Below are 16,110 nucleotides of genomic sequence, written 5' to 3' on the forward strand. Positions count from 1 at the left end.
AATGATACCGACATCCCCTAGAGACGCCAGGTATGGCGTCGCTACGACGAATGATACCGACATTCCCTAGAGACGCCAGGTATGGCGTCGCTACGACAAATGATACCGACATCCCCTAGAGACGCCAGGTATGGCGTCGCTACGACAAATGATACCGACATCCCCTAGAGACGCCAGGTATGGCGTCTCTACCAGCGTACATTCACCTGGACACCCCATGCCCACCCCCACCGCCCTGCCCGATTTCCTCGCCGACCTCCGGCGCGTCGTCAACGGCGCGCTGCGCGACGACACCTACAGCAAGATCCTGTACAGCACCGACGCCAGCATCTACCAGGCGATGCCGTACGGGGTGCTCATCCCGGAATCGTTCGAACACGTCCACGCGGCCGTCGAGCTGGCGCATCGGTACGAGATCCCCATCCTGCCCCGGACAAGCGGCAGCAGCCTCGCCGGCCAGGCCGTCAACGAGGCGCTGGTGATCGACATGTCGCGCCACCTGAATCGGGTGCTGGAGGTGAACACGGACGAGCACTGGGTGCGCTTGCAGCCGGGGATCGTGCTGGACGAACTCAACCTCCACCTCAAGCCGATGGGGCTCCAGTTCGGGCCGGACCCGGCCAGCAGTAACCGGGCGGCCATGGGGGGGATCGTGTCCAACAACTCGACCGGCAGCCACTCGATCATGTACGGGATGACGGCCGACCACGTGATGGAGATGGATGTCTTCCTGAGCGACGGAACTTCGGCCTACCTGGAGCCGCTGAGCGCCGCCGGCCTGGAAGAGCGTAAGCGCCGCGCCGGCCTGGAGGGCGCCATCTACCGGCAGGTGTCCGACCTCGTGTCCGACCCCTCGAACAAGGGCGTCATCGAAGCCGGCACCCCGCGCCACTGGCGGCGATGCGGCGGGTATAATCTGGAGCGGCTGATCGACTCCACCTGCACGTATAAATGGCCCCGCGACAACCGGTTCAACCTGGCCCAGATGGTGTGCGGCGCGGAAGGGACGTTTGCGGTGATGAAGGAGATAAAACTCAACCTCGTCCCGCTCCCTAAAAAAACCGCCCTGGCCATCGTCCACTACAACAGCCTTTTCGAGGCGCTGCAGTCCGTACCGGTGCTGCTGGAGGTGAACCCGTCGGCCGTCGAGTTGCTCGACAACCTCGGCCTCACGATGTGCCGCGATGTGCCGTCCTACGCCCGCCTGCTCGACAGCTTCATCGAGGGCACGCCCAACTGCGTGCTCATCATGGAGTTCTGTGGGGAATCGGACGCGGAGTTGGCCGGCAAGATGGACGAGCTGAAGGCGCACGTCGCCCGACGGAAGATCGGGGTGACGGCCATCGTGCCGGCGCTCGACGCGCCGCGCCAGGCCAATGTGTGGACGGTGCGAAAGGTCGGCCTCGGCCTCATGATGAGCGTCAAGGGAGATTACAAGCCGATCCCGTTTATCGAGGACGCGGCGGTGCCCGTCGAGTACCTCGCCGAATACGTCACCAAAATCGAGAACTACTGCAACGACATCGGGACCAACGTAGCCTACTATGCTCACGCCAGCGTCGGGTGCATCCATATCCGCCCGATCATCAACACCAAACTCGCCGGCGAAGTAGCCAAACTGCCCGATATCGCCACCTTTTCGGTGGACCTCCTCAAGGGCTACGGCGGCTCCCTCTCCAGCGAACACGGCGACGGACGCGTCCGCAGCTGGCTCAACGAACGCTTCTTTGGAACCGATCTCTACCGCCTCTACCAACAGGCCAAACAGATCTTCGACCCCAAAAACCTGCTCAACCCGGGCAACGTCGTCAACGCCCCGTCGATCACGCAGGACCTGCGGTATGGCGCGGACTACCAGACGCTGCCGATCCGCGAGCACATCGACTTCAGCTCGGACCATGGATTCGTTCGCGCGGTCGAGATGTGCAACGGCGCCGGCATCTGCCGCAAACGCACCACGGGTACGATGTGCCCGAGTTTTATGGTCACCCGCGAGGAAGAACACAGCACCCGCGGCCGCGCCAATGCGTTACGCAACGCGCTCTCCGGCCGGCTGCCCCACGAGGAGCTTACCAGCAAGCGTATGTACGAGGTGATGGACCTCTGCATCGAGTGCAAGGCCTGTAAGGCCGAATGCCCGTCCTCGGTGGATATGGCGAAGATCAAGTTCGAATTCCTCGCCCAGTATTATAAAGCGAACGGCACGCCACTTCGCGCGCGGCTCTTTGGCCAGATCCCGGCGCTGAGCCGGCTCTCCAGCGGGTGGCGCGCCCCCTTCGCCAACCTGGGCTCCCGCCTGGGCCCCATGAAATGGTCGATGGAAAAGCTGCTGGGCATCAGCCAGAAACGCACACTGCCGGCCTTCGCCCGGCAACCGTTTACGGCCTGGTTCAAACGGCACAAGGCGCCAGCGCCGGCGACGCGTGGCACGGTGGTGCTGTTCAACGACACCTTCAACACCTACAACAGCCCCGAAGTGGCCATTGCCGCCACCGAGGTCCTCGAAGCCGCCGGCTACGAAGTCGTCTTGCCGGGCCACCGCTGTTGCGGCCGGCCGATGATTTCGAAAGGGCTGGTGGATGAAGCCCGCGCCGCCGCCCGTGAAACCGTAGACTTCCTGGCGCCCTTCGCCGAACGCGGTCTGCCGATCGTCGGCCTCGAACCCAGCTGCCTGCTCTCGTTGAAAGACGAGTACCTCTCGCTGCTCCCCGGAGACACAAAAGCGCGCGCCGTGGCAGACCATGCGATGTTATTCGAGGTATTTATCGCCCGCGAAGCCGCCGCCGGCCACCTGGACGGCGTCTTCTCCACCGATCCGCGCAAGACCCTGCTGCATGGCCACTGTCACCAGAAGTCGCTCGTCGGCACCGAACCCAGCAAAAAAGCCCTGGCCGTCGCCGGCTGCTCGGTCGATGAAGTGGACTCGGGCTGCTGCGGCATGGCCGGCTCGTTCGGCTACGAAGCCGAGCATTACGACCTCTCGATGCAGATGGCCGAACGGCGCCTCCTCCCCGCTGTCCGCGCCGCCAGCCCGGATACCGTCATCGTGGCCGCCGGCTTCAGCTGCCGGCACCAGATCAAAGACGGATCAGGCCGCGAAGCCCTCCATCCGGCGCAGGTGCTGCGAAACGCGCTGGAAAAGGCAAAATGAAAAAGGCAAAAGGCAAAACGGTGTATTCTTTCGCCTAGTCGCCATCCTTCATGACCGTGTGCGAAGCACGCTCACTTATGGCAGCCGCTCCAGCATCCGTCGGGCGATGACGCGGTTGCGGATGTCCTGCGTCGTGGAGGCCGGCAGGTCGAGCGAGGCGCGGAAGGCCTCGCCGGCGCGTTTCTGGTCGCCCATGCCCATATACGTCACGCCCAGCTCGTAGTACGCGAACGCAAAATCGGGGCGCAGCTCGATGGCTCGCAGCAGGGCGCGGACGGCTTCCTCCTTCGTGCCCGATGGGACGGCGCCAAATAATGCCCGGGCAAAGGTGCGCTCGATCCAGCTCAGATCGGCCACCTCGCGCTGGAAGATCCCGTAGCTGACCTGGATATCGGGATCGTTTTCGTCCAGCTCGAGACCACGCTGGCAATACCGTTCGATGTGACGCCCGGTCTCGACCTTCTCTTTGCCACCGCGGAACAGCGCCAGCTTGCCGCGAGTCCGGATGAGGTGAAAATAGGTCTCGGCGCTGTCCGGATAGAGCCGCTCCAGAGCGTCGGCATACCCCATGGCCTCTTCGTACAACGACGCGGCGCGATCCATCTCCCCGTCCGCTTCCAGGTCCATCCCGAAATCCACGGTCGTCCGCGCTAGCCGCGCCAGCACATCAAACGACTCCGCGGCGACTTCGTACGCGGATACGAAAAGGGTATGCGCCTCATCGTTCTGGTACTGGGCATAAAGCGCGTCGCCGCGTTCGAGCAGCTGGTCGAGCGACGCCGGCCCGCTCTGCGCGGCCGTCGAACCGACGCCGGCGAGCATCATCATACCGGATAACATGCCAATACGCCAGGCGCGTACCAGAACGGTAGCAGTCGGAGACATACGTGCAACAGTGTCGTAATTCCTTAAGTCCATCCAGCAGACGTAGGCAGCACCCTACTTTGTTGCGCAGTACGTCACAATCTGTAAAAAGGTAACAACGAGAGAAAGCCCCGGCCTGTTGCGTGCCGGGGCTTTCGGACACGATACGCACTGTCCCTGTTGCGTATCGCGGGTGGGGTTTCATGTTGATGGATAGGCAAGAAACAAAGCGGGTGCCGGCATTACCACCGTCATCTAAAACGTTAAAAATGCTGTTTTTGGGGCCATGATGCGGGATTCAGGAGTCAGCCGTTGTGCAAAACATCGACACCTGCCGCAGGCGAAGCAGTATCCCCCGATCACAAAAAAGGGCTCGACGCCGAAGCGCCGAGCCCTGAATCGGGGCGACCTGTCGCGCAGAGTCGATCGGTTACTTAATCAACACCATCCGTCCATTCGACACCGTGATGTCGTTCCCGACGGCGGCCTTCACCTGGTAGACGTACATCCCGGAGGCGAGCTCGGAGGCATCGATCCGGATCGCCTGATTGGCGCCGGGCGCAAACGCCTGTGCCGGCACGTGCATCACCTGGCGCCCGAGCACGTCGTGGATCGTGACGTCGACCATCGCCTGGGCGGGAAGGTCGAAGATAACCGTGGTCGTCGGGTTAAACGGGTTCGGGAAGTTGCCCTGGAGGCGGAAGGCCTCCGGCAGCGCGCCCGGTTCGTCCGTGCTTGTCACCTCGCCGCGGGTAAGGATCACGGAGGCGGCAGGCCCGGTCACGCGGAAGTTGCCGTCCGTCGCGATGGCGCGGTGATAGAGGGTAGTAGACTGGTCGAGTTCCACGCCGGCGTCCAGCAGCAGGGTGTTCACATCGCCAAAGGTCGAGGCAAACACGGGCGCCTCGGTAGCGGCCTGGACAAGCAGCGTCTCGAATGCTTCATCCACAGCCAGCTGCCAGGTGTAGAACACCGGGTTGGCGTTGCGGTCGCCGCCGTTCCAGGCCGGCTCAAACGGCGTGTCGGGGTCGCCCACGACCACCACCGTCGCGCCATCGGCCGGCGCCGTGATCACGGGGTTATTCGGAGCCACGTTGCCGCTGGGCACCAGCTGGCCGCGCAGTTCGCCCGGGGCGTGGTCGCGGCTGTGGACGTTGACATAGTATAGACCATCCAGCAGGGCCAATTTCTGTTCGGACGTGATGGACAACACGTTCTCGGCGGCCGGGAAGGTGCCGCTGAGGCTGTCGTCCGCGAGCGCCGAGGTGAGGACGAAGTCCACACTGCCGTTGGCATTAGCCGCCCCGGCATGCAGGTGCGCGCCCCCGGCGATGCCGACATTCAGCGCCGAACTGAGGTCCTTGAACGAGCCCGAGACGATCAGGCTCGTATCACCCAGCACGGCCAACACGGCGCCAGAGGCATTGCTATGGTCCGCAACCGATTGGCTGCCGCCATGGTGGGCGTGCGCCTTGCCCGGGGTGGAGGAGACCTGGTTATCGAACGCCAGATTCGCCTCGAACGGCCGGTAGCTGAGCGGGTGGATCTGCCCGCGCAGTTCGCCCGACGGCAGCGTATCCGTATGGACGTTGACGTAGTTGACGAGGGTGAGCAGGTTGGTCCGCACCTCCTCGGTGATGTCGAACACGTTGTCCGCCGCCGCGAAGGTGCCGTTCAGATCGTCCGGCGTCCGGGTAGCCGTCAGACCAATGGCGATGCTGCCGTTGGTGCCCAGGCCGCCGTCGTGGATGTGGGCGCCGCCGGCTACGTTTTCGTTGAAGCCGGAGGTCAGCCCGTTAAACGCGCCCGTGACGGTGAGTTTAGACCCGCTGATCTCCAGCATCGCGCCGCCGGTGGCCTGCGAGGTATTGGGCGATGACTGCGCACGACCCGAAAGCACGGCGCGGAGGGGGACCGACCACGCCGGGATTACCTGACCACGCAGCTCGCCGGAGGCCTGGTACTGGGTGTGGATGTTCACGTAGTGGCCGCGCGCGAAGAGCGCGTCGATCGCCGAATCGTCCACTTCGAAAATATTAGACGCGGCTTCAAACACCCCGCTCAGTTCATCCGTCGCCCGGACAGAGGCGAGGCCATAGGCGATACTGCCCGACTGGCCGGCTAGGCCGCCGTGCAAGTGGGCGCCGCCGGCGACGTTCGGGTTGAAGGCGCCGCGCAATTCGCTGAAGCTGCCGTGTACGTGCAGGGAGCCGTCGTTTAGCTCCGCGATCACCGATCCTTTTCCCGCGCTGGCGTTGGCCGCCTCCGCGCTCGCCCCACTGAGGGCAGCGAGGAACGGCGTGCTGCCGGCGTCGATCATCTGACCGCGCAGCTCGCCGGAGGGCAGGTCGACCGTGTGGATGTTGGTGTAGATACCGCGGAGCCGGATCGCTTCAGCTTGCTCGGGTGCGATCTCGAACGTGTTGTCGGCCGCGGCGAACGTCACGCTGCGGTTGTCGTCGCCTATGGTAGCGACCAGACCCACCTCGATGCTCCCGTTCTGGCCGGCCATGCCGGCATGCAGGTGGGCGCCACCCGCGACGTTCGGGTTGAAGTCGCTCGCCAGACCCGACAACGCGCCGCTCACGGTGAGCGTCGTGCCCTCAAGCTCGGCGACGATCATACCGCGCCCGAGGGAGGTATTTCCTGGCATCTGACCGCTGCCGGAGAGCACGGATTTAAACGTCTCGGCCGCGGCGGAGACCATCTGGCCACGCAGTTCGCCACCGGGATTTCCCAGCGTGTGGATATTCATGTACAGGGCGCGGGCCGAGAGGCTCGCCACCTGCTCCGGCGTCAGGGCGAATGTGTTGTTCGCCGCTTCAAACTGGCCACCGCGGTTGTCGCCATCGAGCGTAACGGTGAGACCAATCGCGATGCCGCCTCCCTGGCCGGCCAGGCCGTTGTGGAGGTGCGCGCCGCCGGCGACCGCCACGTTAAAGTCGGTCTCGAGACCGCTGAAGGTACCGGAGACCGTCAGCGTGGTATCCTCCAGAATGGCGTCGATGACGCCGGTCCCACGGCTCAGGACCCCGGGGCTCTGGCTTCCACCCGAAAGCATGGCGCGGTACAAGGTCGCGTTGGCGGCGCCGGGCGTTGGCGCCGATACGCGCCAGTTGCCGACAAAATCATCGCCCGTGGGAACGTACGACAGGCTTTGGCCAGACGCTGGAGCAGCGACAAACGTGCCGGCTGTCCATTCGCTGGCGCCGACGGCGACGCTCTCCCGAAAATGGCCACCCGTGCCCCATTGCAGGTAGTCGACCATGCTATCGGAGTTGCTGAAGTCGCTGTTCGTATACAGGCCCACCTCGCCGTTCCCGTCGGGCGTGCCGTCGCCCATGGCATCGTCCAGACGTTCCCAGGCCACGACAAGAAAACCGCCAGCCGGAATCGTCGTTGACCCCGATAGCGCCGTCAGCGAAGAGAGAGCCGGGTACGCCGGAAAATTACAGAGTACATAACTGGACACATCGGCTTCGGCAGGGCCGGCATTGTACAGCTCCACCCATTTCGGCTGCTCGCCGAAATCGACACCATCAAACCCAATTTCGTTGATGATGACCTGTGCATGTGCGTCGCGCAGAGCGGGGGACAGCGCGAACAGGATAGCGATAAGCCAGAGTCGTAGCGTTCTTGTCATAACATCCTCTTCGTGATTGACGTTGCTCGATTACGCCCTCCATGGGATACGACTGGCTGAGGGGCTCGAACGATGGGTTTCCAGGGAGAAGTACGTGAACCTGGCGGAATGACTACACGGCAGGCAATCACATATCCAACCGCAACGACAACACCACCTGCCGGCCCGGGAGAACCCGCGGCACCCGGTCGAACACATCGCCGTTTTGTTCGATGCTGTAATCATACACGTTCTGGCGGTCGTACAGATTGAGAACGGTAGCGCGGAACCGCACCCAGGTCGGCCCGACGCGTTGTTCGTAGGTGAGGCCTATGTCGAAGGTCAGGTACGCCGGTACTCCCTCATCTCCCGGAGCGTTAAGGTCGATCGCGCCGGTCACGGGCGGCGCCGAGCCGGCGGCCAGGAAGTCGTAATACGTACGCCGCAACGCCCAGCGCCGGCCCCACGACCCCTGGCCGGCGACGGTAGCCGAGAGGTAACTCAGGAGCGGCAACCGCGCCTCGGCCACCACGCGATGGGGTTCGTTCCAGGGCACAGGCACAAAGGCCTCTCCGAAACGACCCGGATACCGCCGGACGGCATGGCTGTAGGAATATCCCACCGAAAAATCACCCCAGTCGGCATCGCGCTGTACACTCAGACTGCCCCCGGCGGATCGCCCCGCCATCGGACTGATAAAAGCCGACTGATCGGTCAGGCCTACGATCTCGGTAGTACCATTACGCCTCAGTTCCTGGAGGATACGGACGTAATCGATGTCCACCAGCCGGGGCTGCAGCTTCAGGTACGATTCAAGCCGCACGCTCCAACCCGTGGCTGGCATGAGCAGCAGGTCGCCGACGAGATGCGCCACCCGCGGCGGCGCCATCGAAGCGTCCACCGGCAGCCAGAACCGGATCGAGGGGACGACGGCCGTCGCGCCGGTGCTCGTCAACTCAAATTGATTGGTGAATTGCCGGTAGAGCCCGCCGGAAAACCGCAGGGCGTAATCGCCGAGAACTCCTCCCTGCCGGTCGTAGCGGAGGGCGAGGCGGGGTTCGCCGTAGAGCGTCTGGCGGGCCGGCAGGTAGGTCGTCCGCAGGCCGGCCTCGAGTACCAGCCCCAAGCCCAGCGACGTGGTGGATTTTATAAACCCGGCCAGCAGCCAGGCGTTACGCTCGTACTGGAATGGACGAAGGAAGGCGTTGCGCAACAGAAACCAGCTTTCCGTGCGGGATCCCTCGATGCCAAGGTCGAGCTGCCGCGACGGGGAGAAGCTGTGAGAGACCTGTCCGACTAGCGCATACTCGTTCACCTGGTTGCCTTCCGACGAGCCGGGTGCATCGGCGATGCGGGCGCTGAGCGAGTCCAGGCCGGCGAACTGACGCGTCAAGTCCTGATCGGCCACAACGGCCGTATGGAGTGCTTGATACCCGTATCGGGAATCGTGCCAGCTCCCACGCGCCTGCACGGACGCCACCGACCGCGCACCGAGGATCCAACTGTGGCGCACCTGCGCCGCCCAGTTCGTCCAGTCGTAGTCGTCCCGAGTATACATCAACTCTTGCTGATCCTGGCCGTTGGCGTTGATGCCTTGCATCACGGAGCGGATGCCGTTCGTGGCCCGATACACCGACGCGTTGAGCACCCGGAACGGTCCGAAGTGAAAGCGGAGCGCGGCGTGGGCGTCAGAGAAGTTGACGACGGGGTCGTTTCGGTACCAGCGAAGCGAGGTCGTGTTGACGGTCTGACCGGTCCATCGTGAGGACAGGAGCGGATCCGGGCTGTGCCAGTTGCTGAGCAGGCTGCGCAGGCTGGGGTCCTGGTACACCTCCCAGGCGCTGGTTCGGACCGTAGCCATATAGCTGCCAGAACGATCCCCCGTAAAACGGATGCGGCCCTTCACTTTGGCGTTGGCACTCAGCGGGTCGGCGGTGATCGTGCCGCTGTGTGCGCCGGCTACATCGACATCGTGCTCCACCAGCACCAGGCCTGAGAGATGGCTGCCGTACTCGGCGCCGAAGCCGGCCTTCTGCACGCGAAGCCGCTCGATCGACAGCGGACTGAAAGCGCTGAGATGGCGCCCCAGGCTGACGGGGTCCCGGACGGGCACGCCGTCCAACAAGGTAAGATGTTCGCCGCTGGCCCCGCCCTGGATGTGGATATCCGCCAGCGGTTGTTGAACGGTCACGCCGGTCACGAAGCCGGCGCCACGCGCGACATCGGGCGTTCCAAGCGAACCAATGGCCTCCAGATCGGCCGCCCCCCGCTCGCCCCTACCAAGCCGCTCGGACGGGAGACGCTGTTCGATGCCGGTCACCACGATGGGGTCCATCGCGATTTCCCTCGGGCGTAGCCGGATCTGCATCCGGCTCGACAGGCCTGGCCGCACCCAGATGCTGTCCACCCGTGTTTCGTACCCCATATAGGTCACGATCACCCGGTGCTTCCCCGACACCAACTGCGAAAAGCCAAAAAGTCCATCCTCATTCGTCGTCGTGCCCGCCGCCGCATCGGCCAGCAACACGTTGGCGAATGGCAGCGGACGGCCCGATACTTCATCGACGATGCTGCCGGCCAGGTTACCACGCGCGGCCGGCTGCCGGAGGGCCTCGATCAACACGTAGGTACCCGAAGACGACCGCACGAAATCGACGCCCGTGGCGTTCAGTACGCAGCGCAACAGGGCCTCTAGTTCCAGCGCGCGCGCCGCGCAATACGCCGTCTGCCCCCCCACCAGGCTCTCCGAATACACCAGATCGATCCCCGTGCGCGCGGCTACATCTTCAAGCGCTTGGTCCAGGGCCACACCCTGTAGCACGAGGGTATACCGAACCGGCGCCGCCTCCTGGGCGGCGAGCGGTCGCTGGACGGCGATCCCCGACAGGCCGATCACCGCCAGGCTCACGAGGGCCAGACGGATCGTGTTTACCATGTGCATTGTGGACGGACGCCGTGGCTACCAGGCCGGCGACGTTCCGGCTTCGTATACCGTGTACCCCTGACTGGATTTCCGGAACCGGCAATCCAGCGCCAGGCACACGTCGGTGAGAATGCTCTCAGGCGTTGCGTCGCGGGCGATGAGGACGGTCATGCGTTGCGACAGGAGATCGGCCGGCTCTACGTCCACGTGGGTGTCAAACCGACGTTCGAGCTCGGCGAGGACGATGCCCATCGGCTCGGCGATGAACACAAAGCCGCGACGCCTCCAGGACATCACGTGGTCCAGCGTGGCCATATCCTGCGCGCCCCCTCCATCGTCCGAAATCCCGATCCGGGCCATGTCGCCGGCCTCCTCGAGCAGTACGGCTTCGTCGGTCGATGCTCGTCCTCGTACCTGAACCCGACCTGTCGCAAGCGTGACGCGGGTCTCAAACGGCGCGTGATCACCCCGCGCCCAGACATTAAACGTCGTACCCACCACCTGCGTCTCGGCGTTCTCCGTCAGGATCACAAACGGGCGTCCCGAGGGCATCACCTCAAAGAAGGCCTCGCCCTCCAGTTCGACCCGGCGCTGCGCGGCGGGGAAAAACGGCGCTACCGCAAACCCACGCTGATACCGAAGCGTGGTGCCGCTATTGAGTTCGACCCGGGACCCATCGGGCAGATCGACGGTCGCTACGTCGCCGGCCGGGACGTACACGCGAACGGGCATGCGCCAGAACAGCGCTCCAACGACGAGCAACAGGGTCACGCCAGCCACCGTCGGCAGCCAGCGAAGCCGCCACGAAGCTCGCCGGCCGCGGCGCAGAGCCACCCGGTCTGGACTTCCCGACGAGCCCCCGGAAGCCGCCGTCAGGCGAGCTTCGACGTCCGCCCACGCCGCATCGTCGTCCGGCGCGGCCACAAGCGAGGGCTCGATACCGCCGGTCAAGGCCCAGATGCGCTCGATCCCCGGGCGTGCCGAAGGCGGAATGCCGGCGGCTTCTCTCCAGACGTCCTCGGGAATCGGCGATGGATTTTCCGTACTCATGACGCTAAAAATGAGGGTTCATACGCTTGAACGCGTAGATGCAGGTGCTCCAGGGCCCGCATAATATGATTGTTCACCGTACGCGGCGATACCCCCATCACGTCCGCCACCTCGCGGTGACTCATGCCGTGGTACCGGCTCAGGCTAATGGCCTCGCGCTGCCGATCCGGCAGCTCCTCGATCCATGCCTGAAGCCGTAATTTAAGGGCATCCGCATCGATGTGCGCGCTCGGCCATTCCCGCGTCGAGATAAACGCGGAGGATTCCTCCTTGATGATCGCGTGCTTCTGCCGGTGCACCCGCTCGTCGCGGAGGTACCGATACGCCCGGTTCCGAGCCATCGTGTACACATACGCCTTCAGCGAACGCGCCGGGTCCAGCGTGGCACGCAACCCCCACAGCGAGACGAATACGTCCTGCACCAGATCGTGGGCAATCGCATCGTCCGCCACGATCGACCGGACATACCGAAGCAAGCCGCCCCTGAGCAGGCGAAAAGCCGCCTCATAAGCGCTTCGATCCGAGGCCTGCAGCCTCCTGCAGAGATCCGTTTCGGTCTGATTTGATAGCATTGTGGGTGGCGCCACGCGGTTACCGCGGCCGGGAGCTTACCGATCCGCTAGGTGAGATGTTCTCGAAGCAAGACGGATGACCAGTGTGGTTGCAAGTTGGCAGGTTGCAGGTTGGCAGGTTCCAGGTTACAGATTCACGACCTGCCAACCTGCCAACCTGCAACCTGCAACCTGCCAACCTGCCAACCCTTCAGATCCTGTACGACAGCATCAGCAGCAGCAGGTTCGCGTCGAAGTATTTCTCGGGGTCGTTCGAGTTGCGGAATTCGTATTCGTAGCCAAGCGTCAGGTTCAGGCTGCGGGCGATACGCTGGTTGAGTTCGACCTCCATGCTCCACTGCTGGTCCTGGCGCCGGTAATCCACGTCGTCCAGTTCCACCAGCTCCTCATCATACAATTTGCTGCGGTATTTCGCCTGCAGTTGGAACTGGGTGCCGCGCCGGCTGATCGGGGTCCGGTACTCGGCGCTGTAGGTCCAGCGCGAGTACCCTTCCACCGGCAGCTCTTCCATATTGCGCTCGTAGCGCGCCTCGAACGCGACGCGCTCCCCGTCGTCCATGCGGCGCTGGAAAATCAGGCCGGCGTTGGGTTTGAAGGCATTATCCTGCGGACTTTCGGGGAATCGTTTGAGGCGGTACGTCCCATACAGGATGACGCGATGCTCCCGGGTCAGGCGATACTCTATCTCCTGCACGATTTGAAACTGATTGGACAGGTCCCGATCCTCCGACGACCCCTTGAGCGACGCCTCGGCGATTGTCATCAGATGCAACTTGTCGGACAGCTCCGGCGCGAACGCGAGGCTGAATAGATTGCTCACGCGATCCCAGCGCTGAGTGTTGCTGTAGGCGTGCCGCGCCACGACATAGTCGAATGTAAACAGCGGGTCGTCCAGCCGGCTCACCAGGCGCACACGCAGCGAGGGAACGTAGCCGTACGAGCGGGTGTCGTCCTCGTTGTGGTCGATGTTGGAGTCGTAGACGTTGCTGAACTGGACGTCCGCCTGCACGAGTTTGTGCAGCGGTGCCCGACGCAGCGGCTCGTCGGAATCCTGCTCATTGCGTTCAACAATGGCCTCCGTGGTCTCCTCGGGGACCTCCTGAGCCGGCGTGGACTCGGCTGCCGGTGCGGCGTTCGCTACGCGAACAGGGACCGCCATCGCTTCATCGGTCACCGCCCGCATTCCTTCTTTCACACCCATCACCCAGGCGTCCTCCACCAGCTGCACCAGCTCGTCCCGCTCCTTTCCGGCGTCCGCGAACGACGCATATTCGCCATGCACCACCCGATACATCCCCCCTTCCCGCTCGGATCGCAGGACATGGCTGGAAACGCCCCGGCGCTCAAAAAGCTGGCGAACATCGCGGGATTCCTGGACATCAGACGAAGCAAATAATACCCAGGTGAACCGGCCGGCTCTCGGGGGCTGATCGTCTGGCATATACACCGAAGCCGTTGCCCCCTGAAGGGCCAGTGCCTCGCGCGGTTGCGCGCCTGTAGTGGCCGCAAAACCGGTCGCCACGGCGACAAGCAAGTAAAAGCGCAGCAGGGGACGATGGGTACTCATCACGTAGGTATTCATGACTGTGATAGGGCTACAAGCGGTGGGGCATCCGCAACCCGGGATACCCCCAGGCGTGCTTCGCATAGATCGAGCAGCGTGTGGGTATACCGCCGACGCTCGGGGAACAGGGTACTGATGTGCATGTGGCGCACGAGCGCGAGGGTGGTGTAGCGTTCGACTGATTGGCATCTCGCTCCGGCCGACTCTTCCAGGAACGTATCCAGAAACGCCGAGACGCGGGATTCATACCGGCCGGCATCGTCGGCCTCGCGCAATCCCTGCTCCATCAGATGGGCAATGAAGTTGCCAGCGTCAAGCGCGGGATCACCCATCGCGTACAGATCCAGGTCGAGCAGCACCGTGTGATCGCCATCGATCAATACGTTGTCCGCGTAGAAATCGCGATGGATCGGCCGCAGAGGCTGCGTCGGCAGGGCCGCGACCTGCTGCCGGCAGGCGGCGAGCACGGCCCCGAGCCGCGGCGCCCAGTCGGGCCGCTCGTTCATCAACAGAGCCAGGCTCCCGTCCAGGATGCGCAGCTCATCGGCCACGCTGTGCCAGCGATCGGTCTCCGGACCCCTCGCGTGCAGCCGGACCAGCGCGGCGGCGATGCGCCGGGCGACATCGGCGCCGTCGGGGTCCGTCAGCCGCTCGGCGGCCGACACGCCGGCTTCTTTTTTCTGAAGCCACATATTCCACCCCCGCACGACGCCCACGGGCTCAGCTACGGAGACGCCGGCGTCGTTCGACCGGCCAAAGCCGTTCTCCCACAACGTCCGCGTACGCTCGTACGTCGCCCGATCCAGCCCCTTCGCTCGCATCTTCCCCAGCCAGCAGATGGCGTCCGGGGCATCGGGCGTGAGGCGGATGTCGTAGGCGATCAGGGCGCGCCGGCCGGCCTTGTGACGCACCAGTCGCGCCCGATCGACCTGGATCGCCTCGGCCCCGGGAATCCCGCGGAGCCGCGGGGTGGCCTGGGCAGGCTCCAACGCCTCTTCGAGGTGCGGCATACCGGCATCGATGGCGTTTGCAGGCGCTGAGGCTATCGCCGGGGCCGGGTGGACGGTGCGTGCGCCGCGTGTCGCATAGTCGTCCACGCACGCCAGAATCTGAAGTACCCGCTCGGGCCAGTCGGCCTCGCGGAATCGGAACGGGTGGGGCGCCAGTTTCAGCAGGCCGGCGGCCACCGACAGGGCGATATCCTGCGGCGCGACGCGGCCGGCCTGGCGGGCATACCCCTCCAGAAACGCCTCCTCGTAGCCCTGCATGGCATCGGCGGCGAGGTCGTTCCGCATCCGGTCTCGCTGGAGATGCGCGACAAAATTGCCCACATCGATCAGCGGGTTGTCGAGGGCGCTCTCGTCGAAGTCGAGCAGCTGGATCTGATCTCCCTGTATCAACACCTGCTTGGCGTAGAAATCGCCATGTGTCGGCCGGGCCACTCGGGGCAGGTGGGTCAAACCGGCCAGAATCCGGCGAACGATGCCTTCAACATACGCGGCCTGGCGGGGGAGCAGAAACGCGAGGCTCTCGGCCATGCCAGCCAGATGCCGACACTCGTCGTCCGCGGTGCGCGTCGGCAGGCCGTCGCCGGCCTGACCGTGCATGAGGGCCAGCGACAGGCCCACCTGTTCCAGCACACGCGGGTCTGCGCTTCCGGCCACCAGCGACTCCGTCAACCGATCCCCGAACAGCCATTCGAACGCCAGGGCGTGGTAGCGATCCGTGTGCCCCACCAGCGGCGTCAGCCGCAGCGGGCCGGCGTTCTGGAAGGCCGTTGAACGCGCCCGGATGCCCTCGTAGGCGGAATCCGTATAAAACTTCAACACGGCTACCGGCTCCCCTTCCACATCGAGCCGGCCCACGAAGCGCCGCTCGGGCTTGTAGCGGATGGGTTCGATCTGCCCGGCGGTGAGGGCAGTCGATTTTCCGAACATCTCGCCAAGAAGGTGCGAGCGATCGGATGCCGTCTTCAGCCGGCGCAGCGCGCGCAGCTTTGCGTCGTGCGGGAAACGCGAGGTCAGCAGAAACCGCGCTTCGTCCACGAACCCGCCGCCTTCGCTTTTTCCCTCTTGCGAGAAGCGCTCGCTGGCTTTCGCCAGCTTGTCGCGCTCGTCGGTCCGGTAGGCTTTGGTGTATACCTGCTCCACGCCGGCCTCCGTCGCCAGCTCGTACCCGACGAGGCAGCTCTGGCCCGGTTTGTAGCGGATATACGTCATCGCAGCCGCGGACACCACGAGCGGGAAGTGGCTGGCGCGGAGCATCTCCACGAAGGCCGTGGGGTCCAGCACCGTGCGGAGGCCGGGCAGCGCCCGGTCGCGGGCCACGATATGTTCGTCGTAGGAATTCATGGGATGGGTTCGG

8 protein-coding genes are annotated in these 16,110 nt (G+C 64.3%); 1 reads left to right on the top strand and 7 read right to left on the bottom strand.

Features of this window, described 5'->3' with window-relative positions; all coding sequences use genetic code 11:
• The first annotated feature begins 217 nt into the window (after window positions 1-217).
• Entirely contained in the window at window positions 218-3,151 is a 2,934-nt protein-coding gene (locus SH809_03785; protein MDZ4698806.1) for an FAD-linked oxidase C-terminal domain-containing protein, read from the top strand.
• A gap of 75 nt (window positions 3,152-3,226) precedes the next feature.
• On the opposite strand, the gene SH809_03790 is transcribed toward SH809_03785, so the two are convergent.
• The 7 genes from SH809_03790 to SH809_03820 all read right to left on the bottom strand — a co-directional run bounded on the left by SH809_03790 (window position 3,227) and on the right by SH809_03820 (window position 16,097).
• Window positions 3,227-4,036 (bottom strand): tetratricopeptide repeat protein, encoded by an 810-nt coding sequence (locus SH809_03790; protein ID MDZ4698807.1) that lies wholly within the window; start codon window positions 4,034-4,036, stop codon window positions 3,227-3,229.
• Window positions 4,037-4,445: 409 nt separating this feature from the next.
• On the bottom strand, window positions 4,446-7,658 hold the full coding sequence (locus SH809_03795) for a CHRD domain-containing protein (protein MDZ4698808.1): 3,213 nt from the start codon (window positions 7,656-7,658) through the stop codon (window positions 4,446-4,448).
• A 127-nt stretch (window positions 7,659-7,785) separates the two neighbouring features.
• Window positions 7,786-10,572, bottom strand: coding sequence for a carboxypeptidase-like regulatory domain-containing protein (locus SH809_03800; protein MDZ4698809.1), 2,787 nt, complete (start codon window positions 10,570-10,572; stop codon window positions 7,786-7,788).
• Between the two features lie 24 nt (window positions 10,573-10,596).
• On the bottom strand, window positions 10,597-11,610 hold the full coding sequence (locus tag SH809_03805) for a FecR domain-containing protein (protein MDZ4698810.1): 1,014 nt from the start codon (window positions 11,608-11,610) through the stop codon (window positions 10,597-10,599).
• Window positions 11,607-12,182: an RNA polymerase sigma-70 factor gene (locus SH809_03810; protein MDZ4698811.1), complete on the bottom strand. Its 576-nt coding sequence runs from the start codon at window positions 12,180-12,182 to the stop codon at window positions 11,607-11,609. Before SH809_03810 ends, SH809_03805 begins: the two co-directional genes overlap by 4 nt.
• Before the next feature lie 190 nt (window positions 12,183-12,372).
• Window positions 12,373-13,764 carry an SPOR domain-containing protein gene (locus tag SH809_03815; GenBank protein MDZ4698812.1) on the bottom strand — a complete coding sequence of 464 codons (1,392 nt, stop codon included), beginning with the start codon at window positions 13,762-13,764 and terminating at the stop codon, window positions 12,373-12,375.
• On the bottom strand, window positions 13,761-16,097 hold the full coding sequence (locus SH809_03820; GenBank protein ID MDZ4698813.1) for an aminoglycoside phosphotransferase family protein: 2,337 nt from the start codon (window positions 16,095-16,097) through the stop codon (window positions 13,761-13,763). Before SH809_03820 ends, SH809_03815 begins: the two co-directional genes overlap by 4 nt.
• Window positions 16,098-16,110: the final 13 nt, after the last annotated feature.

Source organism: Rhodothermales bacterium, assembly GCA_034439735.1.
Lineage (GTDB): Bacteria > Bacteroidota > Rhodothermia > Rhodothermales > JAHQVL01 > JAWKNW01.

Excerpts from the sequence above, each read along its gene's own strand:
- SH809_03795 (MDZ4698808.1), bottom strand. The coding sequence starts at position 7,658 with ATGACAAGAACGCTACGACTCTGGCTTATCGCTATCCTGTTCGCGCTG.
- SH809_03820 (MDZ4698813.1), bottom strand. The coding sequence starts at position 16,097 with ATGAATTCCTACGACGAACATATCGTGGCCCGCGACCGGGCGCTGCCC.
- SH809_03810 (MDZ4698811.1), bottom strand. The coding sequence starts at position 12,182 with ATGCTATCAAATCAGACCGAAACGGATCTCTGCAGGAGGCTGCAGGCC.
- SH809_03785 (MDZ4698806.1), top strand. The coding sequence starts at position 218 with ATGCCCACCCCCACCGCCCTGCCCGATTTCCTCGCCGACCTCCGGCGC.
- SH809_03800 (MDZ4698809.1), bottom strand. The coding sequence starts at position 10,572 with ATGGTAAACACGATCCGTCTGGCCCTCGTGAGCCTGGCGGTGATCGGC.
- SH809_03805 (MDZ4698810.1), bottom strand. The coding sequence starts at position 11,610 with ATGAGTACGGAAAATCCATCGCCGATTCCCGAGGACGTCTGGAGAGAA.
- SH809_03815 (MDZ4698812.1), bottom strand. The coding sequence starts at position 13,764 with ATGAATACCTACGTGATGAGTACCCATCGTCCCCTGCTGCGCTTTTAC.
- SH809_03790 (MDZ4698807.1), bottom strand. The coding sequence starts at position 4,036 with ATGTCTCCGACTGCTACCGTTCTGGTACGCGCCTGGCGTATTGGCATG.